At 73.4% G+C, this 25,799-nt stretch carries 25 protein-coding genes; 13 read left to right on the top strand and 12 right to left on the bottom strand.

Annotated elements, in window-relative coordinates; all coding sequences use genetic code 11:
- Nucleotides 1–20: 20 nt before the first annotated feature.
- Together ACFFIA_RS04755 and ACFFIA_RS04750 are read right to left on the bottom strand one after the other, a co-directional pair.
- Nucleotides 21–389, bottom strand: coding sequence for a DUF6401 family natural product biosynthesis protein (locus ACFFIA_RS04755; protein ID WP_377245921.1), 369 nt, complete (start codon nt 387–389; stop codon nt 21–23).
- Nucleotides 390–490: 101 nt separating this feature from the next.
- Entirely contained in the window at nt 491–700 is a 210-nt protein-coding gene (locus ACFFIA_RS04750) for a hypothetical protein (RefSeq protein ID WP_377245917.1), read from the bottom strand.
- Nucleotides 701–845: 145 nt separating this feature from the next.
- On the opposite strand from ACFFIA_RS04750, the gene ACFFIA_RS04745 reads away from it, so the two are divergent.
- A complete protein-coding gene (locus tag ACFFIA_RS04745; RefSeq protein WP_377245914.1) occupies nt 846–2,054 on the top strand; it encodes an MFS transporter in 1,209 nt (402 codons plus the stop codon).
- On the opposite strand, the gene ACFFIA_RS04740 is transcribed toward ACFFIA_RS04745, so the two are convergent.
- Genes ACFFIA_RS04740 through ACFFIA_RS04730 form a run of 3 tightly spaced genes read right to left on the bottom strand, consistent with a single transcriptional unit; the run spans nt 2,051 to nt 3,819 of the window.
- Complete coding sequence (locus ACFFIA_RS04740) at nt 2,051–2,503, bottom strand: SRPBCC family protein (protein ID WP_377245911.1); 453 nt, start codon at nt 2,501–2,503, stop codon at nt 2,051–2,053. The genes ACFFIA_RS04745 and ACFFIA_RS04740 overlap by 4 nt on opposite strands.
- 34 nt (nt 2,504–2,537) lie before the next feature.
- Nucleotides 2,538–2,948, bottom strand: coding sequence for a DUF2795 domain-containing protein (locus tag ACFFIA_RS04735; protein WP_377245908.1), 411 nt, complete (start codon nt 2,946–2,948; stop codon nt 2,538–2,540).
- 37 nt (nt 2,949–2,985) lie between these two features.
- Nucleotides 2,986–3,819 (bottom strand): YihY/virulence factor BrkB family protein, encoded by an 834-nt coding sequence (locus ACFFIA_RS04730; protein WP_377245905.1) that lies wholly within the window; start codon nt 3,817–3,819, stop codon nt 2,986–2,988.
- 203 nt (nt 3,820–4,022) lie between these two features.
- Here ACFFIA_RS04730 and ACFFIA_RS04725 point away from each other — a divergent pair, with 203 nt between their 5' ends.
- Together ACFFIA_RS04725 and ACFFIA_RS04720 are read left to right on the top strand one after the other, a co-directional pair.
- On the top strand, nt 4,023–4,424 hold the full coding sequence (locus tag ACFFIA_RS04725) for a ChaB family protein (RefSeq protein ID WP_377245902.1): 402 nt from the start codon (nt 4,023–4,025) through the stop codon (nt 4,422–4,424).
- A gap of 10 nt (nt 4,425–4,434) precedes the next feature.
- On the top strand, nt 4,435–6,030 hold the full coding sequence (locus ACFFIA_RS04720) for a phytoene desaturase family protein (RefSeq protein ID WP_377245899.1): 1,596 nt from the start codon (nt 4,435–4,437) through the stop codon (nt 6,028–6,030).
- A 324-nt stretch (nt 6,031–6,354) separates the two neighbouring features.
- On the opposite strand, the gene ACFFIA_RS04715 is transcribed toward ACFFIA_RS04720, so the two are convergent.
- Both ACFFIA_RS04715 and ACFFIA_RS04710 read right to left on the bottom strand, forming a co-directional pair.
- Nucleotides 6,355–8,067 carry a putative bifunctional diguanylate cyclase/phosphodiesterase gene (locus tag ACFFIA_RS04715; protein ID WP_377245896.1) on the bottom strand — a complete coding sequence of 571 codons (1,713 nt, stop codon included), beginning with the start codon at nt 8,065–8,067 and terminating at the stop codon, nt 6,355–6,357.
- Nucleotides 8,064–8,870, bottom strand: a complete 807-nt coding sequence (locus ACFFIA_RS04710) for an SAM-dependent methyltransferase (RefSeq protein WP_377245893.1) — start codon at nt 8,868–8,870, stop codon at nt 8,064–8,066. Before ACFFIA_RS04710 ends, ACFFIA_RS04715 begins: the two co-directional genes overlap by 4 nt.
- A 434-nt stretch (nt 8,871–9,304) precedes the next feature.
- Here ACFFIA_RS04710 and ACFFIA_RS04705 point away from each other — a divergent pair, with 434 nt between their 5' ends.
- From ACFFIA_RS04705 to ACFFIA_RS04670, 8 genes are read left to right on the top strand one after another with little or no spacing between them, the layout of a single operon-like run.
- Nucleotides 9,305–10,894: an HAD-IIIA family hydrolase gene (locus ACFFIA_RS04705; protein ID WP_377245890.1), complete on the top strand. Its 1,590-nt coding sequence runs from the start codon at nt 9,305–9,307 to the stop codon at nt 10,892–10,894.
- Nucleotides 10,891–11,838, top strand: a complete 948-nt coding sequence (locus ACFFIA_RS04700) for a glycosyltransferase (RefSeq protein ID WP_377245887.1) — start codon at nt 10,891–10,893, stop codon at nt 11,836–11,838. The genes ACFFIA_RS04705 and ACFFIA_RS04700 overlap by 4 nt, the downstream gene beginning before the upstream one ends.
- Nucleotides 11,839–11,848: 10 nt before the next feature.
- A complete protein-coding gene (locus ACFFIA_RS04695; protein ID WP_377245884.1) occupies nt 11,849–13,066 on the top strand; it encodes a glycosyltransferase in 1,218 nt (405 codons plus the stop codon).
- Nucleotides 13,066–13,689, top strand: a complete 624-nt coding sequence (locus ACFFIA_RS04690; protein ID WP_377245881.1) for a D-sedoheptulose-7-phosphate isomerase — start codon at nt 13,066–13,068, stop codon at nt 13,687–13,689. The genes ACFFIA_RS04695 and ACFFIA_RS04690 overlap by 1 nt, the downstream gene beginning before the upstream one ends.
- Nucleotides 13,686–15,062: a PfkB family carbohydrate kinase gene (locus tag ACFFIA_RS04685; RefSeq protein ID WP_377245878.1), complete on the top strand. Its 1,377-nt coding sequence runs from the start codon at nt 13,686–13,688 to the stop codon at nt 15,060–15,062. The genes ACFFIA_RS04690 and ACFFIA_RS04685 overlap by 4 nt, the downstream gene beginning before the upstream one ends.
- Nucleotides 15,062–15,748, top strand: coding sequence for an SDR family oxidoreductase (locus ACFFIA_RS04680; protein ID WP_377245875.1), 687 nt, complete (start codon nt 15,062–15,064; stop codon nt 15,746–15,748). The genes ACFFIA_RS04685 and ACFFIA_RS04680 overlap by 1 nt, the downstream gene beginning before the upstream one ends.
- Complete coding sequence (locus ACFFIA_RS04675) at nt 15,745–16,629, top strand: glycosyltransferase family 9 protein (RefSeq protein WP_377245873.1); 885 nt, start codon at nt 15,745–15,747, stop codon at nt 16,627–16,629. The genes ACFFIA_RS04680 and ACFFIA_RS04675 overlap by 4 nt, the downstream gene beginning before the upstream one ends.
- Nucleotides 16,613–17,569: a DNA topoisomerase IB gene (locus tag ACFFIA_RS04670; protein ID WP_377245870.1), complete on the top strand. Its 957-nt coding sequence runs from the start codon at nt 16,613–16,615 to the stop codon at nt 17,567–17,569. Before ACFFIA_RS04675 ends, ACFFIA_RS04670 begins: the two co-directional genes overlap by 17 nt.
- Nucleotides 17,570–17,668: 99 nt before the next feature.
- On the opposite strand, the gene ACFFIA_RS04665 is transcribed toward ACFFIA_RS04670, so the two are convergent.
- Together ACFFIA_RS04665 and ACFFIA_RS04660 are read right to left on the bottom strand one after the other, a co-directional pair.
- Nucleotides 17,669–18,703 carry a LacI family DNA-binding transcriptional regulator gene (locus ACFFIA_RS04665; protein WP_377245867.1) on the bottom strand — a complete coding sequence of 345 codons (1,035 nt, stop codon included), beginning with the start codon at nt 18,701–18,703 and terminating at the stop codon, nt 17,669–17,671.
- A gap of 458 nt (nt 18,704–19,161) precedes the next feature.
- Nucleotides 19,162–19,839: a CGNR zinc finger domain-containing protein gene (locus ACFFIA_RS04660; protein WP_377245864.1), complete on the bottom strand. Its 678-nt coding sequence runs from the start codon at nt 19,837–19,839 to the stop codon at nt 19,162–19,164.
- A gap of 42 nt (nt 19,840–19,881) precedes the next feature.
- Between ACFFIA_RS04660 and ACFFIA_RS04655 the strand changes: the two genes are divergently transcribed.
- Nucleotides 19,882–21,093: an MFS transporter gene (locus ACFFIA_RS04655; RefSeq protein WP_377245861.1), complete on the top strand. Its 1,212-nt coding sequence runs from the start codon at nt 19,882–19,884 to the stop codon at nt 21,091–21,093.
- 308 nt (nt 21,094–21,401) lie between these two features.
- Here ACFFIA_RS04655 and ACFFIA_RS04650 read toward each other — a convergent pair whose 3' ends face one another.
- The 3 genes from ACFFIA_RS04650 to ACFFIA_RS04640 form a co-directional block, all read right to left on the bottom strand.
- Complete coding sequence (locus tag ACFFIA_RS04650) at nt 21,402–22,877, bottom strand: Fic family protein (RefSeq protein ID WP_377245858.1); 1,476 nt, start codon at nt 22,875–22,877, stop codon at nt 21,402–21,404.
- Nucleotides 22,878–23,138: 261 nt separating this feature from the next.
- On the bottom strand, nt 23,139–23,792 hold the full coding sequence (locus ACFFIA_RS04645; RefSeq protein WP_377245855.1) for an MBL fold metallo-hydrolase: 654 nt from the start codon (nt 23,790–23,792) through the stop codon (nt 23,139–23,141).
- A 1-nt stretch (nt 23,793) separates the two neighbouring features.
- A complete protein-coding gene (locus ACFFIA_RS04640; RefSeq protein WP_377245852.1) occupies nt 23,794–24,516 on the bottom strand; it encodes a maleylpyruvate isomerase family mycothiol-dependent enzyme in 723 nt (240 codons plus the stop codon).
- 182 nt (nt 24,517–24,698) lie between these two features.
- Here ACFFIA_RS04640 and rsgA point away from each other — a divergent pair, with 182 nt between their 5' ends.
- A complete protein-coding gene (gene rsgA / locus ACFFIA_RS04635; RefSeq protein ID WP_377245849.1) occupies nt 24,699–25,751 on the top strand; it encodes a ribosome small subunit-dependent GTPase A in 1,053 nt (350 codons plus the stop codon).
- Nucleotides 25,752–25,799 lie beyond the last annotated feature (48 nt).

Raw genomic sequence — 25,799 nt, 5'->3', positions numbered from 1 at the left:
TGTCCCTTGTGGAGCAGACCCTAGGGGCGGCGCTGCGCCGGGACGCGCGCGTAGGCCAGGTGGCAGATGGCGAGCAGCCGGAGCAGGACCCAGTCGGTCGTCGCCGACCAGTCGATCGGGCCCACGGGCAGCGTCCAGCCGTGCTCCGCGGCGGCGTCGCGGACGCCCTCGGCGTAGCCGGCCAGGTGGACCGGCGTGATCGGGCGCAGATCGCCGTGCAGGCTGTCGCGGATCGCCGCCGCGTGCTGGTCGACCGCGGCGAGCAGGCCGGGATTGCGGCCGGCGGCCTCCAGGCCGGACGCGCCGAACGCCGACATCATCCCGTTGATTACGGAGCGTGCCGATCGCGTGGCGGCCCGTGAGGTAAAGCCGCTGAACAGCCCAGTCATGGGCACTGACGGTAGTCGGGGCGCGGTGGCGCCAGCCTCCGCCGGTCGGCTGAATCTTGTGGTCCCATGCGGGGTTGAGACCGACGTCACTCGGAGCGAGATTACTCTGCGGCAGGACGCCGTCGCATCGAGTCATCGGCCATGATGACCGTGGCCACCATGAGGGCGACGACGATGCTGAGGAGCCACGAGTCGTCGGGCAGCAGCTTCGCGGCGACGGGGGCCTGGCAGGAGAGGAGGAAGAAGCCCAGCCAGGCGAGGCGGCGCTGGCGCGGGCTCAGGAAGCCGGAGGCTTGGGGGGCACGGCGCATCCGCACAGTTTTGCTCGATGTACCCCGATCGCCCGTCGGCCATTCGGTCGATGTTGCCGTGTGCGTCCAGTTAGGGCACTGCCGCGGGCCGGCGCGCCGAAACTTGAGTGGGCAACCAGGGGCCGGTCGGGAAAGATCGGTACTCGTGACCGCCACGACCCGTACCGGTACCCGCGGGGGCATGCTCCTCCTGGCCTACTTCGCGTTCATCAGCCTCGGTCTCCCGGACGGCCTGCTCGGCGTTGGCTGGCCGTCGATCAGCGAGGAGTTCGACGTACCCCGGGAGACCGTCGGCATCCTGCTGACGGTCGGCACGGTGGGCTACCTGACGTCGAGCGTGGCGGCCGGGTTCACGATCGCGCGGCTGGGCGTCGGGCGGCTGCTCGCCGGGAGCACCGCGCTCTGCGCGATCAGCCTCGCCGTCTACGCGTTCTCGCCGGTCCTCGCCGTGATGGTGGCGTTCGCGCTCGTGCTCGGTCTCGGCGGCGGCGCGATCGACTCGGGCCTCAACGCCTACGCGGCGGCGGCCTTCGGTCCCCGCCACATGAACTGGCTGCACGCCTTCTTCGGCCTCGGCGTCGCCATCGGCCCACTGATCATGACCACCGCACTCGCCGCGGACCTGTCCTGGCGATGGGGGTACGGCGTGGTCGCCACCGCCCAGGTGCTGCTCGCCACCGCGTTCGTGCTGACGGTGAACCGCTGGGCGGTACACCGGCCGGCGCAGGCCGACGTGCCCGCCCCGCCGCCGGTCCCGATCCGCGCCACGCTCGTGATCCCCGCGGTGTGGCTGGGCGCGCTCGCGTTCGGTGTGTACGTGGCGGTGGAGGTGGCAGCCGGCCTGTGGGCGTACACGCTGCTCACCGAGGGGCGCGGGGTCAGCGCGGCCGTGGCCGGCGTGTGCGTGTCCGGCTACTGGGCCTGCCTCTTCCTCGGCCGTGTGGTGCAGGGCGTGGTCGCCGAGCGGGTCGGCAGTGGCCAGGTGCTGTGGGGCAGCCTCGCCGGCATGGCCGCCGGGGCGGTGCTCGTCGCGCTTCCGGCGCCCGGCTGGGTCGCCGCGCTCGGCCTGGGGATCATCGGCTTCTCGGCCGCGCCGGTCTTCCCGCTGATGACGCTCATGACCGCCGACCGGGTCGGTGAGGCGCACGCGGACCGCACGATCGGCGTGCAGTTGGGCGCCTCGGCCCTCGGCGGCGCGCTCCTGCCCGGCCTGGTCGGCGTCCTGCTCAGCCGGATCGACGTGGAGGCGCTCGGCCCGTCCCTGGTCGTGATGAGCCTGCTGCTCATGCTCCTCTACGCGGCATCGTCCCGCCGCCGGGCCGGCGACGAGACGACGACGGTTCGCACTGCTTAGACCGTGCCGCGCCAGGCACCGGTCTCGTGGCCCTGGCCTCTGCCCTCGATGAACTCCTTGAACCGCTTGAGGTCGCCCTTCACGCGGTGCGTCACCAGGCCAAGCCGGTCGCCGGCCTTCTCCATGGCACCCTCCGGCTCGAACACCATCTGCGCGGTGACCCGGCTGTGCGTGTCGTCCAGCCGGTGGAACGTCACCACGCCCGACTGATGAGTGCCCTCGGTCGTGGTCCACGCGACCCGCTCGTCGGGCATCTGCTCGGTGATTCGCGCGTCGAACTCGCGCTTGACCCCGCCGATCTCGGTCTTCCAGTGGGTCATGGTGTCGGACAGTTGCCGGACCTCCTGGACGCCCTCCATGAAGCGGGGGAACTCCTCGAACTGGGTCCACTGGTTGTACGCGGTCCGCACGGGTACCGCGACGTCCACGGACTCGGTCACCCCACTCATCCGTCAAACCTCCTTCGCTGCTGGTGCCGGGGAACTACCAGCGTGTCGACTCGTTCGCGTGCCCGAGCGTGGCCCACACCTCGGAGACCGTCTCGTACGTGCGTCCCGCCGGGAGGCGGTTCAGCGCGTCGATTACGTCGTCCGGTGCCTGGTTCTTCTCGGCCGTGTGCCGCAGGTGTTCGCGGTCGGCGGGGAGCGCCGACAGCTCCAGGTAGCGGCCCAGCCTGCTGCGCTGCTCCACCTCCTGGTCGGTCATCCCCTGCGGGGCCCCGGCGCGGCGGTCTCCCGCCGGCACACCGGTGGCCTCGGGCTGGTCCTCGCCGGCCGGTTCCGGCTCGCGCCATTCCTCGGCCCGCGATCCGGCTACGCCCTGGACGGTGCCCCGCACTTCGCGGGCCATCTCCTCGTCCAGGCGCGGGCCATGCTTGCTGTTGCCCCGATCCATGTCTGGGTCGTACCCATGGTCCGGTGGGGCAAACACCTCAGGACTTCGGCTCGGCCGCCTCACGCTCGCCGGCGTTCTCGGGCATCGTGACCCGGCGGGCCTCCGCGTTGATCTCCACGCCGAGCAGCACCGCGCAGTTCGACAGGTACAGCCAGACCAGGAACACGATCACGCCGGCCAGCGTGCCGTAGGTGCCGCCGTACGAGTTGAAGTTGGCGACGTACAGCCCGAAGCCGAACGAGGCGATCGCCCACACCAGCAGCGTCGCCGCACCGCCGATCGTGATCCACCGGAAGCGTGGCTGCTTCACGTCGGGCGCGACCCAGAACAGGAGGCCCAGCAGCAGCATCATCACCGCCACCAGCACCGGCCACTTCAGGATCGACCAGGTCGTACGCGCGGTGTCCCCGACGCCCAGCGCGTCGCCGATCGCGTTGGTGACCGGGCCGCTGACGATCAGTACGACCGCCACCATCGCGAGCATCACCAGCGCGGCGGCGGTGATGAGCAGCTGGAGCGGGCGCAGCTTGTAGAACTTGCGGCTCTCCTCGACGTCGTAGATCGCGTTCGAGGCGCGGGTGAAGGCGCCGATGTAGCCGGAGGCCGACCAGAGCGCCCCGATGAGGCCGAAACTGAGCAGCACGCTCGCCGAGCCGCCATTTGTGACCTCGCGGATGTACCCGATCACGCTCGCGTTGTTGACGATCGAGCCGGCGCCCAGGTCGGAGGCGATGCCGACGATGGTGTCGACCGTGCGCTCGCCCTCGGAGACCAGCCCCACGAGCGCCACGATCACGATCATCGCGGGGAAGAGGGAGAGCACGCCGTAGTACGTGAGCGCGGCCGCCCAGTCTGTGCAGTTGTCGGCCATGAAGCCACGTACGGCGCGGACGAGAACACCTCGCCAGGTCGCGAACGATGTCCGGGATGCCCTCCCGCGCCTGGTGCCGGCCGATGCCGCGGTTGCCGCCATGCCCGCCTCTACCCGCCCTGTGAAGTGCGCAAACGTTTGCCCGTCCGGCACGTGGGCATGGGGTTTGAGAAAGGTGTTTCCGAACCTTGAGGAGGTTCGCCATGCCGGCACGTGAGGACATGCCGAGCACACTCCGGCGCTCGCCGCAGAAGGCGCAGGAGACCTGGGCCAAGACGCACGACTCGGCCGTGGAGACGTACGGCGAGGGCGAGCGGTCGCACCGCACCGCGTTCGCCGCGCTGAAGCACTCGTTCGAGAAGGTGGGCGACCACTGGGAGCCGAAGGGGCGCAAGGGGCCGAGCGACGCGCAGGCCGAGCGCTCGTACCGGGACGAGCCGGTGCGGACCGCGGGCGGCATCGACGCCAACGCCCCCAAGGAACACCTCATGGAGGTGGCGCGCAAGCTCGACATCCCGGGCCGGTCGCGGATGAACAAGGCCGAGCTGGTCAAGGCGATCGACAAGAGCAACAAGCGCCGCACGGCGAAGGCACGCCAGCGGTAGCTTCTCTGGTGTGAGCGCTCCGGAAGCAGCCGACGCGGTCGTCATCGGCGCGGGTCACAACGGCCTCGTCGCCGCCAACCTGCTCGCCGACTCCGGTTGGGACGTGGTCGTGCTGGAGGCAACCGGAGCGCCCGGCGGCGCCATCCGGTCCGCGGCCGTCACCGGGCCTGGCTACCTCAGCGACCTGTACAGCTCGTTCTACCCGCTGGGGTACGCCTCGCCGGTGATGCGCGCCCTGCGCCTCACCGACCACGGGCTCTCCTGGCGGCACGCGCCGGACGTGCTCGCCCACCTGCTCCCCGACGGGCGCGCCGCGGTGCTCAACCGCAGGCCGGAGCGGACCGCCGCCTCGGTGGAGGAGTTCGCCGCCGGCGACGGGGAGCGGTGGCTCAAGGCGTACGCCGAGTGGCGGTCGGTCTCGGCCCCGATGCTCGACACGCTGTTCACGCCGTTTCCGCCGGTGCGCGGTGGCGCGGCGCTGCTGGCCCGGCTCAAGCCGGCCGGGGCGCTGCGCCTGGCCCGCCGGCTGATCCTGACCAGCCGCCGGCTCGGTGAGGAGGTCTTCCGGGGCGAGGGCGCCCAGGTGCTCATGGGCGGCTGCGCGCTGCACACCGACCTCTCCACCGAGGACGCGGGCAGCGGCGTGTACGGCTGGCTGCTGACGATGCTCGGCCAGGAGTACGGCTGGCCGGTGCCGGATGGGGGCGCGCAGCGGATCACCGACGCGCTCGTGGCGCGGCTGCGGGCCCGGGGCGGGCGCATCGAGTACACCGCCCGCGCCGACCGCGTGCTGACCGCGCGCGGCCGGGCCGTCGGCGTGTCCACTATGGACGGACGGCGGTGGCGGGCCCGCCGCGCGGTTCTCGCCGACGTACCGGCGCCCGCGCTCTACCTCGAACTGGTCGGCCCGGCCGCGCTCCCGCCCCGCCTGGTGGACGACCTGGCGCACTTCCAGTGGGACGGATCGACGGTCAAAGTGGACTGGGCGCTCTCCGGCCCGGTGCCGTGGGAGAATCCCGCGGCGGCCAGCGCCGGCACCGTACACCTCGGAGCCGACCTCAACGGCCTCACGCGGTATGCGACCGCACTCGCCACCGGGGAGGTGCCGTCCCGTCCGTTCCTCCTGGTCGGGCAGATGACGACCGCCGACCCGTCCCGCTCGCCTGCGGGGACGGAGTCGCTGTGGTGCTACACGCACCTGCCGTTTCGTCGTGACTGGACCAGCGACGAGGTGCTGGCACACGTGGCGCGGATGGAGAGCGTGCTGGAGGAGCACGCGCCCGGCTTCGGCCGGCTGGTGGTCGGTCGCCACGTGGCCGGGCCGGCCGACCTGGAGGGGGTCAACTCGAGCCTGGTCGGCGGCGCGTTGGGCGGCGGCACGGCGGCGGCGTACCAGCAGCTCTTCCTCCGCCCGATCCCCGGTCTCGGCCGCGCCGACACGCCGGTCGACCGGCTCTTCCTGGCCAGTTCCTCGGCGCACCCCGGCGGGGGAGTGCACGGCGGCCCGGGCGCCAACGCGGCCCGCGCGGCGCTCGCCCGCGACCGCTTCCTGACCGGCGACGCCTACCGCGCGCTGATCGCGACCGCCCACCGCGCGGTGTACTGAGGCCGCCTCCCAGCCCGCGGTCGTGCCACTCAACCACGTCCAGCAACAGATCGTGGTATTGAACTTCCCCTATGAGGGCGGTTCGTTACCACGATCTGCCGGCACTAGCTGCGCGACGAGCGTGGCCCTGCTCCCGGGCCTTGTCGAGCCGAGCAAACCGGCAGGGAGCGGGCGTTCACAATGGTTGTGACCGGCCACTGCGGACCCGGCCGGGATGCTCATGGGGAAGGCGGGGCGGCGCGCACGGCGTGGTCGTGTGGAGGCGGAGGGCGAGGCCGCGGGAGCGGCGGTCTTGGCCACGGCGGGCATCGCGGTAGCCCGAATCTATTGGAAGAGCTGATCCGGGCTCGTGGGGCGGCCGAGGAGCCAGCCCTGGCCGACGTCGCAGCCGAGCGCGCGCAGGCGTGACCGCTGCCGCTCCGACTCGATGCCCTCAGCGGTGACGGTGAGCTTGAGCGTGTGTCCGAGGTGGACAAGGCCGGCGAGCACGGCCTCGTCGATGCCGGCGGCGGCGCCGTCGCCGTCGAGGCCCGCGACGAAGGTGCCGGCCAGCTTGATGGCGTGCACCGGCAGGCGGCGCAGGTAGGACAGTCCACAGTAGCCGGTGCCGAAGTCGTCGAGCGCGACCCGCACGGCCATGCCGGCGAGCGCGCGCACGTTGTCGACGGCGTCGCCCTCGGCGGTCATCGCGGCGTGCTCGGTGATCTCCAGCTGGAGCCGGTGCGGCGGCAGACCGACCCGGTCGAGCACGACCGCGACCTCGGCGGCGAGGCCCGGATGGCAGAGCTGGCGGGCGGAGAGGTTGACGCTCACGAACGGCGGCTCGGCTCCCTCGCCGTGCCAGCGCACCGCCTGCCGGCATGCCGTCTCCAGCAGGTGCATGCCGAGCGGCAGGATGAAGCCGGAGTCTTCGGCGAGCCCGATGAACCGGTCGGGGCCGAGCCGCCCGAGCGCGGGATGGTCCCACCGTGCCAGGCTCTCCGCCCCCACGACCGCGCCGGTGGCGAGGTCGACCATCGGCTGGTAGGCCAGCACGAACTCACCTCGGGCGAGCGCGCCCGGCATCTCGGCGGAGAGGCGGGAGCGGGCCACGTCGCCGGCGTTGCGCGCCTCCTCGAAGAGCCGCCACCGGTCGCGGCCGTCGATCTTGGCCCAGTGCAGCGCCATCGCGGCGGCGCGCAGCGCGTCGGTCGGGTCGCCGTCGTCGACCGCCCGCTCGACGACGCCGGCACTGGCCGTCATCGGCAGCTCGTGACCGTCGACGTCGAAGGGCGCGCGCAGCGCCGCCAGCGCGCGGTCGGCCGGCTTGATGGCGTCTTCGGGGCTGCCGGTGTCGCGGATCAGCAGCGCGAACTCGTCGCCGCCGAGGTGGCAGGCGACGCCGAAGGGGAGCTGGTCGAGCCGCTCGGCGGCCGCGGCGAGGAGGCGGTCGCCGGCCGCGAAGCCGAGGCTGTTGTTGACCGAGCGGAAGCGGTCGAGGCCGATCAGGCAGACGCCGAAGCGCGGTGCCGCGCCGGGGTCGGTGCGCAGCTCGCCCAGCCACTGCGTGAGCTGGGCGCGGTTGGGCAGGCCGGTGCGCGAGTCGTGCAGCGCGGCGTGCCGGAGCCGCTCCTCGGTGCGGCGCAGCGCCCGCTCGGCCTCGGAGCGGGCGGCGATGTCGGCCCGGCGTACTGCCTCCTGCCGGTCGAGCGTGTGGTCGTGCAGGGCGGCCGCGTATCCCGTCGAGAGCGCCTCGACGAGCACGGTCAGCCGCTCCTGACCGACCACACCGGACAGGTCGAGCGTGGCGAGCAGGCGCGTGGAGAGCTCGGTGATGGTGCGGCCGAGCGCCTCGGGGGCGATCTCCTCGGTGCTGGCCAGGTCGACGCCGACCCGGTAGCCGGCCGCCGGGTCGAACCGCTCGGCGGTCAGCGCGTCCGCGATCCGGCGGGTCAGGTCGAGGAAGAAGGCGTCTCGCTCCGCGGCGGACAGGAGCACGTAGCTGGCGTCGTGGACGGACCGGCTCCACGCCCGCGCGAACCGCTCGACCGGTGTCATGGCTTGCGTCCCACACCTCCGTAGTTGAGCGCCGACATGCCGCTCGGCTTGTCGTCGGGCGAGTCGGGGCGCCACTCGTGTGCCCAGACCAGCCCCGGCTCCACCAGCTCGAACCCGTCGAAGAACCGGAGGATCTCGGCGTGCGTGCGCATCGCGAGCGGCGTGGGGGTGCGCTCGACGGCCTTGGCCGCCTCCTTGTACGCGTCTGGATGGCTCTCGTGCGTGCCGTGGCCGATCACCAGGTAGCTGCCCGGTGCCATGCGCTTCTTGAGCACCTCCAGCGCGCCGTACGGGTCGCGGTCGTCGCGCACCGCGTGCAGGAGCGCGACCAGCAGCAGCCCCACCGGCTTGTCGAAGTCGATCAGCTCGACCACCGCCGGGTCTTCGACGATCGCCCGAGGATTGGCGAAGTCTTCCCGGATCGCCGTCGCGTGCGGGTTTCCGGCGAGGATCTGGCGGCTGTGCGCGACCGCGATGGGGTCGATGTCGACGTACGCCACGCGGGCCTCGGGGTCCACCTTCTGCGCGATCTCGTGCACGTTGCCCACGGTGGGGATGCCCGAGCCGATGTCGAGGAACTGGCGGATGCCCTGGTCGAGCACGTAGCGCGTGGCGCGGTGGAGAAATGCCCGGTTGACCCTGGCCTGCACCTTCACATCGGGAAAAACGGATATCAGCTGGCGAGCCAGCGCCCGGTCGGCGGCGAAGTTGTGCGAACCTCCGAGCAGGTAGTCGTATGCCCTGGCCACGGTTGCGGTGTTGTGATCGACATCGGCGGGGGCCCAGTCCGGTCGGTCCGTCATCGCACTCCTTTGGGTGGTGGGACCCCAAGTATCCTGTGTTGGGCCTCACAGCTCAATTCCTCGATCGACGCCTTCCCATGGCCGCCCGCCGACCTGGTGGTTCCGTCACAGGTCAGGGCCGTCCCGGAGCGATCTCCGCCCCGGCGTCGCGCGGAGTGCCGGTGACAGGCGACACGGCTGGCCGGGGCGGGCCGGCGCGCGACACGCCGGCTCGCGCCACGCCGCGCGTGGTTAGAACCGGGTTGCGGGGGTATCGCCCGTGGTGTGGGGGAAGAGAAGGCGAGCGTGATCCTCGGCGGCCCGGCGGTGGTCGTCGGCGGGCATGTGCCGGGCACCTCGCCGGGCCCGTACCGCGCTCCCCACGATGGCCGTCCCGCTCGGTATCAGCCGTGGTCGGACCCGGTTTTCGCCCGCTCTCCGGGCGCCTTCCGGTGATGTTTACTCCTTCTGGCGCCGGGAACCAGCGTCACGTGCGAAGCCATCTGTTCGACGCGGTGCTCTTCGACCGCGACGGCACGCTCGTACACGACGTGCCGTACAACGGGGATCCGGCCCTCGTGCGCCCGGTGCCCGGTGCGCGGGCGGCGCTGGATCGGCTTCGCGGGGCCGGTTTCCGGCTCGGTGTGGTGACCAACCAGTCGGGCGTGGCGAGCGGGCTGCTGTCGGCGGAGGACGTGGCGCGGGTCGACGCGCGGGTCAGGGAACTGCTCGGGCCGTTCGACACCTGGCACATGTGCCCGCACGGCGAGCGTGACGGCTGTCGCTGTCGCAAGCCACAGCCGGGCATGATCTTGGATGCCGCCGCGGCGCTGGGGACCACACCCCAGCGCTGCGTGGTCATTGGCGACATCGGCCGCGACATGGTGGCGGCCGGCGCGGCGGGAGCCGCCGGCATCCTGGTGCCCACCGACTCCACGCGACCCGAGGAGGTTGCCGCCGCGCCCACAGTGGCCGGCGACCTGGATGCGGCGGTCCACCAGATCCTGCGCCGCTCCCGCCTGGTCACCCCGGGGACGCCGGCCCGGCGCGGCACCGTGCTCGTGGCCCGGCCGGACTCCGCCGGCGACGTGCTGGTCACCGGCCCGGCGATCCGCGCGGTCGCGGCCGGCGCCGAGCGCGTGGTCATGCTCTGCGGACCGCGCGGCCGCCGCGCCGCCGAGTTGCTCCCCGGCGTGGACGAGCTGATCGAGTGGCGGCTGCCCTGGATCGACCCCAGCCCCGAGCCGCTGGCCCGCTCCGAAGTGGACCGCATGGTGGACCGGATCGTGGCGGCGGGGCCGGAGGAGGCGGTGCTGTTCACCTCCTTCCACCAGTCGGCGCTCCCGCTCGCCCTCGTGCTGCGGATGGCCGGCGTACGGCGGATCGCGGCGATCAGCGACGACTATCCCGGCTCCCTCCTGGACCTACGGCACCGCGTGCCGCTCGGCATCCCCGAGCCGGAGCGCGCCCTCTCGCTGGCCACCGCGGCCGGCTTCCCACCGCCTCCCGACGACGTGCCGGAGATGCGGCTGCGCGAGGTGGACGGGGGACCGGACCTGGAACCCGGGTACGTGGTGGTGCATCCCGGCGCCTCCGTGCCGGCCCGTGCCTGCCCGCCCGAGCGGTACGCCGCCATCGTCAGCGCGCTCACCGACGCCGGGCACCGCGTGGTCGTCACCGGCGGGCCGGACGAGCTTCCGCTCTGCTCCCGGGTCGCCGGCGCGGCCGCGCTCGACCTGGGCGGCCAGACGTCGCTCGGCGCGCTGGCCGCGGTGATCGCCCGGGCCGCCTGTCTCGTGGTCGCCAACACCGGCCCCGCTCACCTCGCCGCCGCCCTGGGCACGCCGGTGGTGAGCCTCTTCGCGCCGACCGTCCCGTTTGGACAGTGGGGGCCGTACCGCGTGCCGTGGGTGCGGCTCGGCGACGCCGGCGCGCCGTGCCGCAACACGCGCGCCGCGGTCTGCCCGGTCGCCGGCCACCCCTGCTTGTCCACGGTGGACCCACATGACGTGGTCGAGGCGGTACGCCTGGTCGGTGTGCCATGAACGTCCTGCTCTGGCACGTGCACGGCGCTTGGACGACCGCGTTCGTGCACGGCAAGCACCGGTACCTCGTGCCGGTCACGCCCGATCGGGGACCGTACGGGCTGGGCCGCGCCCGCACGTACGCCTGGCCGGACACCGTGGAGGAGGTCCCGCCCGAGCGTCTCGCCGCCGAGGACGTCGACGTGGTGGTGGCGCAGCGCCCACGCGAGCTGGAGTTGGTCGACAGGTGGCTGGGCCGGCGCCCGCCGACCGTCTACGTCGAGCACAACGCGCCGAAGGGCGACGTACCCGACACGCGCCACCCCATGGCCGACCGGGACGACCTCCTCCTCGTGCACGTGACGCACTTCAACGACCTCTTCTGGGACAGCGGCGGCACTCCCACGGCGGTGATCGAGCACGGCATCGTGCCGCCCTCCGTCCGCTACACCGGCGACCTGCCGCGCTTCGCGCTCGCCACCAACGAGCCGGTGCGCCGGGGGCGGGTCACCGGCACCGACCTGTTTCCACGGTTCGCCGCCGTGGCGCCGCTCGACGTGTACGGCATGGGCGTCACCGACCTCGACGCACTGTCCGGCGTGGACGCCCACGAGGACGTGCCGCAGGCGCGGATGCACGCCGAGCTGGCCCGCCGCCGGGCGTACCTGCACCTGTGCCGCTGGACCTCGCTCGGGCTGAGCCTCGTCGAGGCGATGGCGATGGGGATGCCGGTCGTGGCACTGGCCACCACCGAGGCGGTCCGCGCGGTGCCGCCCGACGCCGGTGTGCTCTCCACGCGCGTGGAGACCCTGGTGGAGGGCGCCCGCTGGCTGCTGGAGGAGCCGGCCGAGGCGCGCCGGCTCGGGGCGCGCGCCCGCGCTGCCGCACAAGAACGTTACGGCCTCGACCGGTTTCTGGCCGACTGGGACAGGTTGTTGGAGTCCATCGTTGGTCCTGGGGTTTGAGGAGGTTCGCATGCGCATCGCGATGATCTCGGAACACGCCAGTCCGCTGGCCGCTCTCGGGGGCGTCGACGCCGGCGGGCAGAACACTCACGTCGCCGAGCTGGCCGCCGCGCTGGCCGGCCAGGGGCACGACGTCCGTGTCTACACGCGACGCGACTCGGCCGACCAGCCCGCGCTCGTGCCGATGCGGGACGGGGTGGTGGTCGCGCACGTGCCGGCTGGTCCGCCCGAGCCGCTGCCGAAGGACGAGCTGCTGCCGTACATGAGGGACTTCAGCCGCTGGCTCGTCGACGAGTGGCGGGGCGACGAGTGGGTACCGACCGTGGCGCACGCGCACTTCTGGATGAGCGGCCTGGCGGCCGTCACCGCGGGCCGGCAGACCGGCGTGCCGGTGGTGCAGACGTACCACGCGCTCGGCTCGGTCAAGAAGCGGCATCAGGGCGCCGCGGACACCAGCCCGCCCAAGCGGATCGGCTACGAGCGGGCGCTCGGCCGGGCCGTCGACCGCGTGGTGGTGCAGTGCCAGGACGAGGTGCGCGAGCTGGTCCGGATGGGCGTCCCACGGACCCGCATGGCGCTGATCCCGTCCGGTGTGGACAGTGAGCGGTTCACGCCCGAGGGCCCGGCCGAGCCGCGCGACCCGGACCGGCCGCGGATCCTCACCGTCGGCCGGTACGTGGAGCGCAAGGGCTTCGCCGACCTGATCCGAGCGCTGCGGATCGTGCCGAAGGCGGAATGCGTGGTGGTGGGCGGCCCGCCCGCCGCCGGTCTCGAGGCCGACTCGTTCGCCGGCAAGCTGCGCCGTCTCGCCGAGTCCGCGAAGGTCGCCGACCGCGTGCGGCTCGTCGGCGCGGTACCGGCGAACGAGATGCCGCGCTGGTACCGCTCGGCGGACGTGCTGGCGACCGCGCCGTGGTACGAGCCGTTCGGGCTCACCCCGCTCGAGGCGATGGCGTGTGGCGTGCCGGTGGTCGGCTCGTCGGTCGGCGGGCTCACCGACACGGTGGTCGACGGACTCACCGGCGACCTGGTGTCGCCCCGCGACCCGCGGTCGCTCGGCATGGCGCTGCGCCGCGTGCTGGGCGACCCGGTGCGGCGGTTCGCGTACGCCACCGCGGCCCTCGACCGGGCCCGCCAGTGCTACTCGTGGAGGCGGGCGGCGGAGCAGCTGAGCGCGGTCTACGAGGCCGTGGGCGAGCTGCGCCGGCCGGCCGGGGCGGCGGCTTGATGGGAGGTTCCCAGGTGTCGGTGTTGGACAGTCACCTCGCGGGGCTGGCTTCGGCGCTCGTGCCGTACCGGCAGGCGGGCCGCAAGCTCTCCCGGTGGGGGCACGACCTGGCCCGGCTGCTCGTCGGCGGCGGGCGGCTGCTGGTGGCCGGAAACGGCGGGAGCGCCGCCGAGGCCCAGCACCTCGCGGCCGAACTCGTCGGCAAGCTCCGCGACGACCGCCCGGCCCTGTCGGCGATCGCGCTCACCGCCGAGACCTCGTCGCTGACCGCGATCAGCAACGACTTCGGGTACGACGAGGTGTTCGCCCGCCAGGTGCGCGCGCATGGCCGCCAGGGCGACATCCTGCTGCTCCTCTCGACCAGCGGGTGCAGCACCAACCTGCTCGCGGCCGCCGAGGCCGGCGCACAGCGCGGTCTGCGGGTGCTGGGGATGACCGGCCCGACGCCCAATCCGCTCGCCGAGGTCTGCGCCGACGTGCTCGCCGTGCCCTCGCCCGACCCCCAGGTGGTGCAGGAGCTGCACCTGGTGTCGGTGCACGTGCTCTGCGAGTACGTCGACCTCGCGCTGCCGTCGCTCTCCGCGTCGCCGTGGAAGGCCGTACCGGTAGGTGGCATGACATGATCGTTATCGTCGGCGACACGCTGCTCGACCGCGATGTCGACGGCACGGTGACCCGGGTCAGCCCGGACGCTCCGGCGCCGGTGCTCGCCGAGGAGTCCACATCGGACCGTCCCGGCGGCGCCGGGCTGGCGGCCCTGTTCGCCGCGCGCCAGGGGCACTACGTCGCGCTCGTCACCGGCCTGGCCGACGACGCGGGCGGCGCGCGCCTGAGCGAGCTGCTCGCCGCGGCGGGCGTCCGCGTGTACCCGATCCGGATGTCCGGCGCGACCCCGGAGAAGGTGCGGTTTCGCTCGCACGGGCAGGTGCTGCTCCGCCTCGACCGGGGCGACGCCGACGTGGCGGGCGACGCGACCGAGGCGGCCCTGATGGCGATCGCCGAGGCGGACGCGATCCTGGTCAGCGACTACGGCCGAGGTGTGGCGCGGCAGCCGGCCCTGCGCGCGGCGCTCGCCGACACGACCGCACCGGTGGTGTGGGACCCGCATCCGCGCGGGCCGGCGCCGGTGCCGGGCGTACGGCTGGCGACGCCGAACGAGGCCGAGGTCCGCCACCTGACCGGCGACTCGGCCGGGGGCAACCGGGTCGCCGCCTCGGCCCGGGGCGGTCAGGAGCTGCGCGGGCGCTGGCGCACCGGTGCCGTCGCCGTGACGATGGGCGCCGAGGGCGCGCTGCTCTGCCACGGCCCGACCCCGCTGGTCGTACCGGCGCCGGCGCGGGTCGGTGGGGACACCTGCGGCGCCGGCGACCGCTTCGCCACCGCGGCCGCGCTCGCCCTCGCCGAAGGCGCGCTGGTCTCGGAGGCGGTGCAGGCGGCCGTGCGGGCGGCGACCGAGTACGTGGCCTGCGGTGGGGTGCGCGCCACACTCGCGCCGGGCACGCCGCCGCGACACGCGGCGATCGTCGGGCGGGACGCGGCCGGTGACCTGGTCAGCCGGGTACGCGCGCGGGGCGGCCGGGTCGTCGCCACCGGCGGCTGCTTCGACCTGCTGCACGCCGGCCACATCGCCACGCTGGAGGCGGCTCGCCGGCTCGGCGACTGCCTCGTGGTGTGCCTCAACTCGGACAGCAGCGTCACCGGCCTCAAGGGACCGGAGCGCCCGGTGGTGCGGCAGGACGACCGGGCCCGGCTGCTGTCCGCGCTCTCCGCGGTGGACGCGGTCGTCGTCTTCGACGAGTCCACACCGGACGCGGTGCTCTCCTGGCTCCGTCCGGACGTGTGGGTCAAGGGCGGCGACTACGGCAGCGACGGCGGGCTGCTGCCGGAGGCCGACATCGTCCAGCGGTGGGGCGGCGAGTGCGTGATAGTGCCGTACCTCGACGGCCGCTCGACGACCCGGATGATCGCGGCGGCACAGCATCTGGAGGGGGTCTGATGAAGACCGTTCTGGTGACCGGCGGTTCGAGTGGGCTCGGCGCGTCGGTGGTCGCCGCGACAGCCAAGGAGGGCTGGCGACCGTACATTCTGGACCGCCAGGCGCCGGGCGCCCCGGTCGACGGCGCGACCTGGATCGAGTGCGACCTCGCGGACACACGCGCCGCCGAGGACGCCACGCGCCGGGTCGCGGCCGAGGCGGGGCGGCTGGACGCGGTGGTGACAGCGGCCGGTGTGGATGTGCCAGGGCGGCTGGCCGACGTACCGACGGAGGTGTGGGAGCGGACGGTCGCCGTCGACCTGCTCGCCACCGCCGCCGTCGTGCGGGCCGCCCTGCCGGCACTGGAGCAGGCGCACGGCGCGGTCGTCACGGTCGCCTCGACGCTTGGTTTCAAGGCGGTCAGCGACGCCACGGCGTACTGCGCGGCGAAGTTCGGCGTCGTCGGCTTCACGCGCGCGCTCGCCGCCGAGCTGGCCGGCACGGTCGGCGTGACGCTGCTGGTGCCGGGCGGGATGCGCACGCCGTTCTTCGACGGGCGCGACGAGCAGTACAAGCCGGGCGCCGACGCGCAGCTCAACGACCCGGCGAGCGTGGCGGCCGCGGTGATGTTCGCGCTCCACCAGCCGGCCGGCAGCGCGATCCGGGAGATCGTGGTCTGCGCCGAGCGGGAGTCGTCGTACCCGTGATCCTGGTGTTGCGGGCGCTCGGGATCGGCGACCTGGTCACCGCGGTACCGGCGCTGCGCGGGCTGCGGCGGGCCTTCCCCGGGGAGACGCTGGCACTCGCCGCGCCGGCCTCGCTCAGCCCGCTGGTCGACCTGGTCGGCGGCGTCGACGCGCTGGTGCCGTGCGCCGGGCTGGCACCGCGGGCGCTGCCGGAGGCGGCGTGGGCGGTCAACCTGCACGGCCGGGGGCCACGGTCGCACCGGCTGCTGGGCCGCTCTCGCCCCTCGGCACTGCGCGCCTACGCCTGCCCCGAGGCGGAGCATGTGGACGGTCCGGAGTGGAGCGACGGCGAGCACGAGGTCCGGCGCTGGTGCCGGCTGCTGGAGTGGTACGGCGTACCCACCGATCCCACCGACCTCGCGCTCCGCGCGCCGGAACCGCCACGGCGCGAGGTGGCGGTGGTCCATCCGGGCGGGACGGCGGCCGCCCGGCGATGGCCGGCGGAGCGGTTCGCGGCGGTGGCGCGGGAGCTGGCCGGTCGCGGGTACGACGTGGTGGTCACCGGATCCGCCGCCGAGCGGCCGGCCGCCGGGCGGGTGGCGGCGCGGGCCGGCCTGCCGGGGGACGCGGTGCTGGCCGGGCACACCGAGCTGGCGGAGCTGGCCGGGCTGGTGGCCCACGCGCGGCTGGTGGTGAGCGGCGACACGGGGGTCGGGCACCTCGCGACCGCGTACGGCGTCCCGTCGGTCGTCCTCTTCGGACCGGTCACACCGGGGCAGTGGGGGCCGCCGCCGGAGCGCACGCGACACCGCGCACTGTGGCGTGGGCCCACGGTGGCGTCGATCGGTGTCGACGAGGTGCTCGCCGCCGTGGACGAGGCGACCTGTGCGGCTGCGGCGTAGCTCGCCGTCGGGGCCTGGGTACGGACGGCGGCGGCGCGGGCGCGGCGTGACGTTCCTCGACGAGCGGGGCGAGCCGGTCACCGACCCGGAGATCGTGGCTCGGCTGCGCGCGCTGGTGATCCCGCCCGCCTGGAAGGACGTGTGGATCTCGACCGACCCGCGCGGGCACATCCAGGCCACGGGCACCGACGCGGCGGGGCGGCGGCAGTACCTCTACCATCCACAGTGGAGAGTAGAGCGGGACGCGGAGAAGCACGAGCACGTACTCGACGTCGCGTCCCGCCTCCCCGCGCTGCGCCGCCGGATCAACAGCGACCTGGGCGGGCGCGGGCTCGGGCGGGCACGCGTCCTCGCGGCGGTGGCGGCGCTGCTCGACTCCGGCGCGTTCCGGGTCGGCGGCGACGAGTACGCGGGCGGCGACGACCCCTCGTACGGGGTTGCCACGCTCCGCCCCGAGCACGTACGCGGGCGGAAGGGCCGCGTCGTGCTGGAGTTTCCGGCCAAGGGCGGCGTGGAGCAGGTCTGCGAGGTGTTCGACGAGCGGGTCTGCGACGTGCTGCGCGACCTGCGCAAACGGCGGCGGGGGAGCGAGCGGCTGTTCGCGTACTGGAACGGGCGGCGGTGGCACGACGTGCGCAGCGACGAGGTCAACGAGTACCTGCGCGAGGCGAGCGCCGCCGACATGACGGCGAAGGACCTGCGCACCTGGCACGCGACACTGCTGGCCGCCGCGAAGCTCGCCGAACTGGGCCCGCAGACCTCGGTGACCCGGCGCAAGCGCGCGGTGGCGGAGGTGATGCGAGAGGTGGCCGAGCTGCTGGGCAACACGCCCGCGGTGGCCAAGGCGTCGTACGTCGACCCGCGTGTGGTCGACCTCTTCCACGACGGGCGCGTGGCGACCGGCTCCACCGAACGCGCGGTCCGCGCCCTGCTCTCCTAGGGCGTGCATGAGGGAATGGCCGGCCTGCGGCGGGCCCAGGCGCCGCCTGGACTCCGCCTCGGCTCGACCGACCCTTATGGAACACGCCCCAGCCGCCGGCTACCGCGCGAGGCGGGGCGGCGGTGGGCCGGTGGAGTCGCGGACGACCAGGCGGCACGGCTGGCGGACGACGCCGGTGGCCGGCTGGCCGTCGAGCGCGGCGAAGAGGTGGTGTACGGCCGTCTCGCCGAGGCGCTGGAGGTTGAGGTCCACTGTGGTCAGTGGCGGCTGGCAGTCGGCCGCGAACTCGTGCCAGTTGTCGTAGCCGACGATCGAGATGTCCTCGGGCACCTGGCGGCCGAACTCGCGCAGCGCCCCGGCGACCCCGGCGGCGATCTGGTCGTTGCCGCAGAAGATGGCGTCGATGTCGGGGTGGGCGGCGAGGAGCGTGCGGGCGGCGTGGCGGCCCCAACGCTGCGACCACTCGCCGAAGAGCGGGGCGCCGCCGGCGAGCTGGAGGCCGGCGGCGGCGAGCACGGCCCTGGCGCTGGCCGCGCGGTCGCGGGCGGCGCGGTAGCTCTCCGGGCCGGTGACGTGGGCGATCCGGCGGCGCCCCAGCGACACCAGGTGCTCGGTGGCGAGGCGGGCGCCGTGCTCGTCGTCGGCGAGGACGGAGAGGTCGTCGGGGTTGTCGGACTCGCCGTACACGTACACGACAGGCACCGGGATGTGGCGGGTCAGCGAGGGGCGCAGGTCGTTGCTCTCGCCAAGCACCACGAAGCCGTCGACCTGGCGGGCGAGCAGCGTGCGGATGTAGTGCTGGCGGCGGATCGCGTCGCCTCGGGCGTCGCAGAGCAGCACTGACATCTGGCCGTTGGCCAGGGCGTTTTCCACGCCGAGCAGGATCGGGATGGAGAAGCGGCCGCCCAGCTCGTCGGTGAGCAGGCCGATGGTGCGCGTGCGGCCGGTGAGCAGCCCGCGGGCGAGTACGTTGGGCTGGAACGCCAACTGCTCGGCGGCCTCCAGCACGCGGCGGCGGGTCTCCGGCGCCACCTCGTCGCGGGCGTTGAGTGCCTTGGAAGCGGTGGCCACCGACACACCGGCACGGCGGGCCACGTCGGTCAGCGTGACATTTCGAGAGCGCTGCCTGGCCACCGAAATCCTTTCGTGAGCCGTTTCGTGGGAGGGTACACCAAGCCACCCTTGACAGCGCTACAGAGACGTCGCTAGATTGCCGAAAAGGTTTTCGGCCACCGGGCGGCCAGGTCCTGTCGGTACGTCAAGGGTGGCTGCATGTCCGGTCACGGTCGGGTTCACGCTCACATCGGTGGCGAGCGCGTCTGGAGCACGCCGCCGCCTCGACCCGCACCGGCCGCGCGCACGCCGAGACCCGTGCCGGCACCGCCGCCGGCGGCATCCGGTGCCGCCGTCCCGCGAAGCTCCGCCAGCTACGCCGCGAACCACCCCTGAGCTGACCGGGGCCCGGCTTCGATGCGGGCCTGACCCCGGTGGATAGGTCGCTGAGTAAAGGAGGGAGGGCACCACACCCCACGGTCCCCGGCTGGTGGCTCCGACCTGCGCCCGGCTAGTCGGGCCACCAGCCGGCTACCTCCCTAGGCTCGGACGGTGGCAGCTCGATCGGCCCGCCGGCGCGCGGTGAGTTTGCGCGTCTTGGCCTGCACGCCGCAGTCGGCCATCGCGCACCAGCGGCGCGACCCGTTGCGGCTCTGGTCGAGGAAGAGCCAGCCGCAGCCGCCCTCGCCGACCGGGCACTCCTTGAGCTGGCTCAGGTCGGCCGTGCGGAGCAGCTCGACCGCGGCGAAGGCGAGCCGGTCTGGCACCAGGAACGCCGGGTCGGTGCCGACCACCACGCGCGCGGCCCGCTCCGCCGAACCGACCAATGTGGAGCGTGTGGTCGCGGCCGACCAGCGGAGCGCGAGATGCTCCAGCGCGGCTCCGGCGCCGGCCGCCGGGTCGCCCCCGGGCCGCGCCCCCGGCTCGGGTCTCGGGTCGGCGAGGCGGGCAGCGAGCACCTCGTACACCGATTCCCGGACGTCGAGTGTCGCGTGCAGCGCCTGGCCCGCGGAGCCGGACCTGGCTCGCCAGGCCGCGCTCACCCCGTGGGCCTCGCCCGCGTCGACCAGGCCGACCCGCCGTGACCAGGCGAGCAGCGCGGTGGGGGAGGGGAGGTGCTCGGTGCCCCCCGGGCGGCGCGGCGTCACGGTGTTGACCAGGTCGAGCACCGGGTGCCCGCCGACGATCCGCAGCACCGGCTTGCGCTCCTCCGACACCCCTGGGAGGCTACCACCGTAGCCCGTTTTAGTGGAGTCGCCATGACGGTTTCGAGACGGCGTGCCACCGGCGCCCTGGTGGCGCTGTCGGTGGCCGCGTTCACGTTCGTGACGACCGAGGTGCTGCCGATCGGGCTGCTCACCGTGATGGCCGACGACCTCGACCGGTCCCGTTCCGAGATCGGGCTGCTGGTCAGCGGCTACGCGGGCGTGGTGGTGCTCGCGTCCATCCCGCTCACCCGGCTGACCCGCCACATCCCGCGGCGCCAGTTGCTCACCGTGGCGCTTGCCATCTTCGTCGTCGCGGTGCTGGTCTCCGCCGCCGCTTCCAGCTACTGGGTGCTGATGGCCGCCCGGCTGGTCATCGCGCTCACGCAGGCGCTCTTCTGGTCGGTCGTCGGCCCGACCGCCACCGGCCTCTTCCCGCCCGAGGCGCGCGGCCGTGCGGTCGCCCGCCTCTCCATCGGCGCCGCCCTCTCCCCGGTGCTCGGCGTGCCGGTGGGCACGTGGATCGGGCAGCAGGCCGGCTGGCGCGTGGCGTTCCTGGTGATGGCGGCCGCGGGCCTGGCGACGTGCGTGGCGGTGGCGACGCTCGTCCCCACCTACGCTCCCGCCGAGGGCGGCGCGGCCCGAGGCACCGCGCCCGACGCCCGCCGCTACGCGGTGCTCGTCGTCGCCTGCGCGGTCGGCGTGGGCGGCTCGCTCACCGCCTACACCTACGTCACCCCGTTCCTGCTCGACGTCAGCGGCTTCGACCCGGCGGCGCTCGGCCCGCTCCTGTTGGTCTCCGGCGCGGCGGGCGTGGCCGGCACGCTGATCGTCGGCCGCTTCCTCGATCGCAGCCCGTGGGGCGCGCTGGCCGCGCCGCTCACCGTGACCGTGGCCGCGCTGCTCACGCTCTACGCCCTCGGCGCCGCCAAGCCCGTGGCCGTGGTGGCGGTCGCGCTGACCGTGCTGGCCTACGCCGCGTTCGCCGCCGCGGTGCAGTACCGCACGCTCCAGGTCGCGCCCGGCAGCACCGACCTCGCGGGGGCGGGCACCAGCACCGCGTTCAACCTGGGCATCGCGGCCGGCTCACTCCTGGGCGGCGGTTTGGTGCAAACCGCCGGGGTACGAAGCGTCGCGCTGGCCGGCGCCGCGTTGGCGGCTGCCGCTCTCGCCCTCCTGCTGGCCGAGCCGAGGCTCGCGCGCTCCGCGCCCTCACCGACCGGCGCCGCCCGCACAGGCTCGGGCCGCCGGCTGGCGCGGCGCTGAGGTCGCCTCGGGCCGGGGCACCGCGGCGCCGGCGCTGTGGCGGCTACGCCTCGGGGCGGACGCCTCGGGCGGTGCTGAGGTTAGGCATGGGCCGCCCCCTCACCGGGGACGTCGAGTACCCGCACGCCATGCATCTCTTCGACCGTCATGCGCCGGATCGTAGATCGCTTCCTGGCTCCCGCGCGGCGTTTTCTCCGGCGAGGGCGAACATCCGACCTCGCGTGGCGGCCGAGCCGCCGGAGCGTGAGCTGTGCGGTCTCGGCCGGCGAGGGGATCGAACAGGTGGCGCCGCGCGAGCACCGTGCCGATCAGTCCCGGAGGTCCTCGTTGGCGCGAAGCATCGACCGGAGCTGGTGTCCTTTCGCGGTCAGCAGCCATCCGGGCGGGTCGGCCGGCTCCACCAGATCGTCTGCCGCCAACCGGTCGAGGACGGCGCGGACCTCGTCTGGGCGGTAGCCCGAGATCGTGGCGAGGGCGGCCGTGGTGGGCGGTGACTGAGCGCCGACCGGAAAGGACTCCAACAGCGTGTGCTCCACAGAAGGGAGCAGAGCCGGTGGGATCGCCGTCTTCGCCCGGGCCGAGGTCCGCAGCCTCCCGGCCGTGCCGTCAGCGGTCGAGAGCAGGTCGCGCTCGAAGTCGTCGAGCAGGCGGAGGACGGCGCGGTTGAGGTAGACACGGTTGCGCCGACCAAGGCTCACCTGGGCGACGATGCCGATCTTTTCCAGCCGCTCGATCGCCTCGGTCGTGGCGGTGGAAGAGGAGCCCAGATCGTCGCGAAGCGAGGTGACCGTGAAGACCGGTGTGATGGTCGTCTGCTCGCACGCCCGCCACAGGTGCGAGCCCGGACGTGCCTCCGACTCGAGCCGCCAGCGGCTTATCATCGCCGCCAGGCGCTCCTCGAACAGGCCGGCGCCGTCGACGGCCAGCCGGGCGGCTGACGCGAAGGTGCCGCACCACTGGTCGACCTGCCCCTCGCGGAAGTCGACGAGACCCTGGATGTAGTGATCGCCATAGGCGGCGAGGACCAGGCTGACCGGCACCAGAATGCGCGACGCGAGGTGCCGCCGGGCGAAGACGGTGTGGATGAGGCAACGCCCGACCCGGCCGTTGCCATCGAGGAACGGATGGATGGTCTCGAACTGCGCGTGCGCCACCGCGGCCTGTGCCACCGTCGGCAGGTCATCCCGGTTGATGAACGCGACCAGGTCGGCCATGAGCGGCTCGACGTGCTCGGGGGGAGGTGGGATGAAGGCGGCGTCTCGCGGGCTGTCGCCGCGCCCACCGATCCAGTTTTGCCGTGTGCGAAACTCGCCGGCGAACCGCCCCGTGGCGCGGTCTTCGCGCATGAGCAACGCGTGCATCGACCGGATGTGGTCGACGGTGAGGTCATGCTCGCACGCGCCGATGTCGATGGCGCGCCGCATGGCATCGATGTTGGCAAGCACCTGACGAGCGGTCTCGCCCGCGTGCTCCGGGGCGAACGCCGCCTCGGCCAGACGCCGCTGACTGCACTCCAGGCCCTCGATGCGACTGGACGCGACGGACTCGCTGCGGAGCAGCAGCCGCGCCAGGGTCTCCATGGCCACGAGATGGTGCCCGTGGTCAGCCACCGCGATGGCCGCCTCCGCCTCTGCGATGTCGGCGGTGGTGGCCGCGCTGAAGCTGAGGGCGGCCGGGTCGAGGAGGTCGGGGATGTAGGCCCGATAGGTGAATGGCTGGCGGGCGCGGCGCCCACCGGGCGCGGACAGGTCAGGCACCCAGACGGCCTCCTGCCACCTACCCATGTTGGAACCATATCACGGAAATAGAGATCAACATGGAATATGGCATGCGGGCTGCCCTCGGCGACGGAGGCGTCGTGGTCTTCGCGGTTGCGGCCGGAGCCCAGCGACCATGAGCGCGGCGACAGAGGATGCGGGCGCGCGATGCCTCACTGCGGTTGGGGCCGCGACAAACGGCGGGTCGCCGTAGTGCGGGTCGCGGTCCGAGCTGGTGCCGGCGAACCGCTTAGCTGGTGCCGGCCTGGGACTGAGGCTGCCGGCTGGCTACCAGCCGCGGGCGCGCCACTCGGGCAGGCTGGGGCGCTCGGTGCCGAGCGTGCTGTCCTTGCCGTGCCCGGGGTAAAACCACGTCTCGTCGGGCAGGCGGTCGAAGAGCTTGCGCTCGACGTCGCCGATCAGTGACTGGAAGTTGGCCTTGTCGCCACGCGTGTTGCCGACGCCGCCGGGAAAGAGCGAGTCGCCGGTGAAGAGGTGGGGGATGCCCGCCGGGTCGCGGTAGAGGAGCGCGATCGAGCCGGGCGTGTGGCCGACCAGGTGGATGACCTCCAGCGGGCAGGCGCCGACGGTGATGACGTCTCCATCGTGGACGGTGTCGGTGGTGATGGGCAGCTCGCCGGCGTCCGCCGCGTGGGCGACCGAGCGGGCGCCGGTCTCCGCGACCACCTCTTCCAGGGCGACCCAGTGGTCCATGTGGCGGTGTGTGGTGACCACTGTGGACAATCCGGCGTCGCCCACCAGCTCGACCAGGCGGGGCGCCTCGTTGGCCGCGTCGACGAGAAGCTGCTCGCCGGTCTCCTCGCAGCGCAACAGGTACGCGTTGTTGTCCATCGGGCCGACGGAGAGCTTGGTGATGGTGAGGGCGTCCAGTTGGCGCGTGTCCGGTGGGCCGTCGGGGGTCACGTCTCCGGTGTAGGTCATGTCAGATCCAGGCGGGCGGAGTGGGCAGGGGGCCTTGCTGCGTGGCGTTGAGGTCTACACCGGACGACCGGCCGGAGAGCCAGGCGGCCAGCTCGAAGGTGGGGCCGGCGATCGCCGGCGTGTCGGCCTCGGTCTGGCCGATGGTGAGGTCGTGCTCGAGCTCGGTGGGGCGGAGCACCAGCGGGGTGACCCCGGCGGCGGCGTTGAGGTCGCTCACCACCTCGCGGAGCAGGTGCTGGCTGAACGCGTCGGGCCAGTCGTCGGGCCGGTAGCCGGCGTCGAGGTCGACGTGGTGCACCTCGACCTCGCGAAGGCGTCCCCAGACGGTGGTGGCGGCGGGCGCCTCGCGGCCGCTGTTGCGTTCGATGATGGCGCCCCAGGCGTCGGCCGGCATCTGGGCGGCCTGCTCGGCGAAGCGTGCGCAGGACGCGCGGAGGTCTGCCAGCTGCTCGGCGAGGGGACGGAGGGCGCCCGCCCGGATGCCGGCCTCGCGCTGCTCGGCGCTCGCGTAGCCCGGCGTACGCACGCCGGTGCGGGCCCAGGTGAGCAGGTTGACGTACGAGTCGGCGTTGCGGGCGAGGTGGGTGAGCACGTGGCCGCGGGTCCAGCCGGGCAGGAGGGAGGGGCCGGCGAGGGCGTCGTCGTCAAGGGCCTCTGCGGTGCGGAGCAGGCGGTCGGTCGCGCGGTCGAGCTCGGGCAGGAGTACGAGCGGATCAGCCGTCACACCCCGACACTACAGAAATGGCTTTCCTCGCACCGGGTTTGGCCATACGGTCTTGGCAACACGTCGACGGGCCCGACGAGAGGGGAGGTGGGGAGTAATGACTGTCCTCGCCTCGAGCTGCGCGGATCGCTGAAGCCAGCCTCACTCTGTTTCTTCTCTCTCCTCGCAAAAGGTTTGTACCGATGACGTTTGATCTCGCGTCCCTCGGTTGGGACGCCACCTGTTCCCTGCCCGATCACGACCACCAGCCGGGGCGGGTCGTGCGGGTCGACCGCGGTGTGTGCACGGTGCTGTGCGCCGGGGGCACCGTACGCGCCAGCCTGGCCGGCGCCATCCTCGCCGCGTCCGCCGCCGACCCGGTCAACCTGCCGTGCGCGGGCGACTGGGTGACGGTGCGGAGCTGGCCGGACGCGCGGATCACGGTGGAGGCCGTGCTGCCGCGGCGTACCGCCATCGTGCGCCGCACCTCCGACAAGGACTCGGTGGGCCAGGTGCTGGCCGCCAACGTCGACGCGGCCGCGGTGGTCGAGCCGATGCATCCGGCTCCCGACGTGGGGCGGATCGAGCGGCTGCTGGCACTCGCCTGGGAGTCCGGGGCGCAGCCGGTGGTCGTACTCACGAAATGTGATCTGGCGGCCGACCCGGACGCGGTCGTCACGGAGGTCGCGCGGGCGGCACCTGGCGTGGATGTCGTCGCGGTGAGCGCGCAGCGCGGCGACGGCCTGGCCGCGGTGCGGCCGCTCGTCGCGGCGGGGCGGACGCTGGCGCTGCTGGGGCCCTCCGGCGCGGGCAAGTCCACGCTCGTCAACGCGCTCGCCGGCGCGACCGTGATGGGCACGCAGCAGATCCGGCGCGTCGACGGCAAGGGGCGGCACACGACCACGTACCGGGCACTGATCCCGATTCCGGGCGGCGGTGCTGTTCTGGACACGCCGGGCATCCGGGCGGTCGGGCTGCTGGACGCGGAGGAGGGCCTCGACCGGGCCTTCTCCGACGTCGCCGACCTCGCCGCCACCTGCCGCTTCGCGGACTGCCAGCACGACGGCGAGCCGGGCTGCGCGGTGCGCTCGGCGTTGAAGTCCGGAGATCTGACCCCACGGCGGTACGAGAGCTGGCGCAAGCTGCAACGCGAGATCGCCTTCGAGGCGCGGCGCAAAGACGCGCGGCTCCAGGCCGAGGAGCGGGCGCGGTGGAAGCGGATAGACAAGGAGGTACGCGGCCGAAACCGCCCGTAGGTGGCTCTGAAGTGTGGTCTTGAGCTGCGGGAATGTGGCGGCGCGGGA

The organism is Phytohabitans kaempferiae (assembly GCF_042433955.1).
In the GTDB taxonomy this organism is placed as follows: domain Bacteria; phylum Actinomycetota; class Actinomycetes; order Mycobacteriales; family Micromonosporaceae; genus Phytohabitans; species Phytohabitans kaempferiae.
The sequence above is the reverse complement of the archived record's forward strand: the minus strand, read 5'-3'. Positions and strand labels throughout refer to the sequence as shown.

Coding starts and splice junctions, on each gene's coding strand:
- ACFFIA_RS04755 (WP_377245921.1), bottom strand. CDS start 389: ATGACTGGGCTGTTCAGCGGCTTTACCTCACGGGCCGCCACGCGATCG.
- ACFFIA_RS04750 (WP_377245917.1), bottom strand. CDS start 700: ATGCGCCGTGCCCCCCAAGCCTCCGGCTTCCTGAGCCCGCGCCAGCGC.
- ACFFIA_RS04740 (WP_377245911.1), bottom strand. CDS start 2,503: ATGAGTGGGGTGACCGAGTCCGTGGACGTCGCGGTACCCGTGCGGACC.
- ACFFIA_RS04735 (WP_377245908.1), bottom strand. CDS start 2,948: ATGGATCGGGGCAACAGCAAGCATGGCCCGCGCCTGGACGAGGAGATG.
- ACFFIA_RS04730 (WP_377245905.1), bottom strand. CDS start 3,819: ATGGCCGACAACTGCACAGACTGGGCGGCCGCGCTCACGTACTACGGC.
- ACFFIA_RS04725 (WP_377245902.1), top strand. CDS start 4,023: ATGCCGGCACGTGAGGACATGCCGAGCACACTCCGGCGCTCGCCGCAG.
- ACFFIA_RS04715 (WP_377245896.1), bottom strand. CDS start 8,067: ATGACACCGGTCGAGCGGTTCGCGCGGGCGTGGAGCCGGTCCGTCCAC.
- ACFFIA_RS04710 (WP_377245893.1), bottom strand. CDS start 8,870: ATGACGGACCGACCGGACTGGGCCCCCGCCGATGTCGATCACAACACC.
- ACFFIA_RS04705 (WP_377245890.1), top strand. CDS start 9,305: ATGTTTACTCCTTCTGGCGCCGGGAACCAGCGTCACGTGCGAAGCCAT.
- ACFFIA_RS04700 (WP_377245887.1), top strand. CDS start 10,891: ATGAACGTCCTGCTCTGGCACGTGCACGGCGCTTGGACGACCGCGTTC.
- ACFFIA_RS04695 (WP_377245884.1), top strand. CDS start 11,849: ATGCGCATCGCGATGATCTCGGAACACGCCAGTCCGCTGGCCGCTCTC.
- ACFFIA_RS04690 (WP_377245881.1), top strand. CDS start 13,066: ATGGGAGGTTCCCAGGTGTCGGTGTTGGACAGTCACCTCGCGGGGCTG.
- ACFFIA_RS04685 (WP_377245878.1), top strand. CDS start 13,686: ATGATCGTTATCGTCGGCGACACGCTGCTCGACCGCGATGTCGACGGC.
- ACFFIA_RS04680 (WP_377245875.1), top strand. CDS start 15,062: ATGAAGACCGTTCTGGTGACCGGCGGTTCGAGTGGGCTCGGCGCGTCG.
- ACFFIA_RS04655 (WP_377245861.1), top strand. CDS start 19,882: ATGACGGTTTCGAGACGGCGTGCCACCGGCGCCCTGGTGGCGCTGTCG.
- ACFFIA_RS04650 (WP_377245858.1), bottom strand. CDS start 22,877: ATGGGTAGGTGGCAGGAGGCCGTCTGGGTGCCTGACCTGTCCGCGCCC.
- ACFFIA_RS04645 (WP_377245855.1), bottom strand. CDS start 23,792: ATGACCTACACCGGAGACGTGACCCCCGACGGCCCACCGGACACGCGC.
- rsgA (WP_377245849.1), top strand. CDS start 24,699: ATGACGTTTGATCTCGCGTCCCTCGGTTGGGACGCCACCTGTTCCCTG.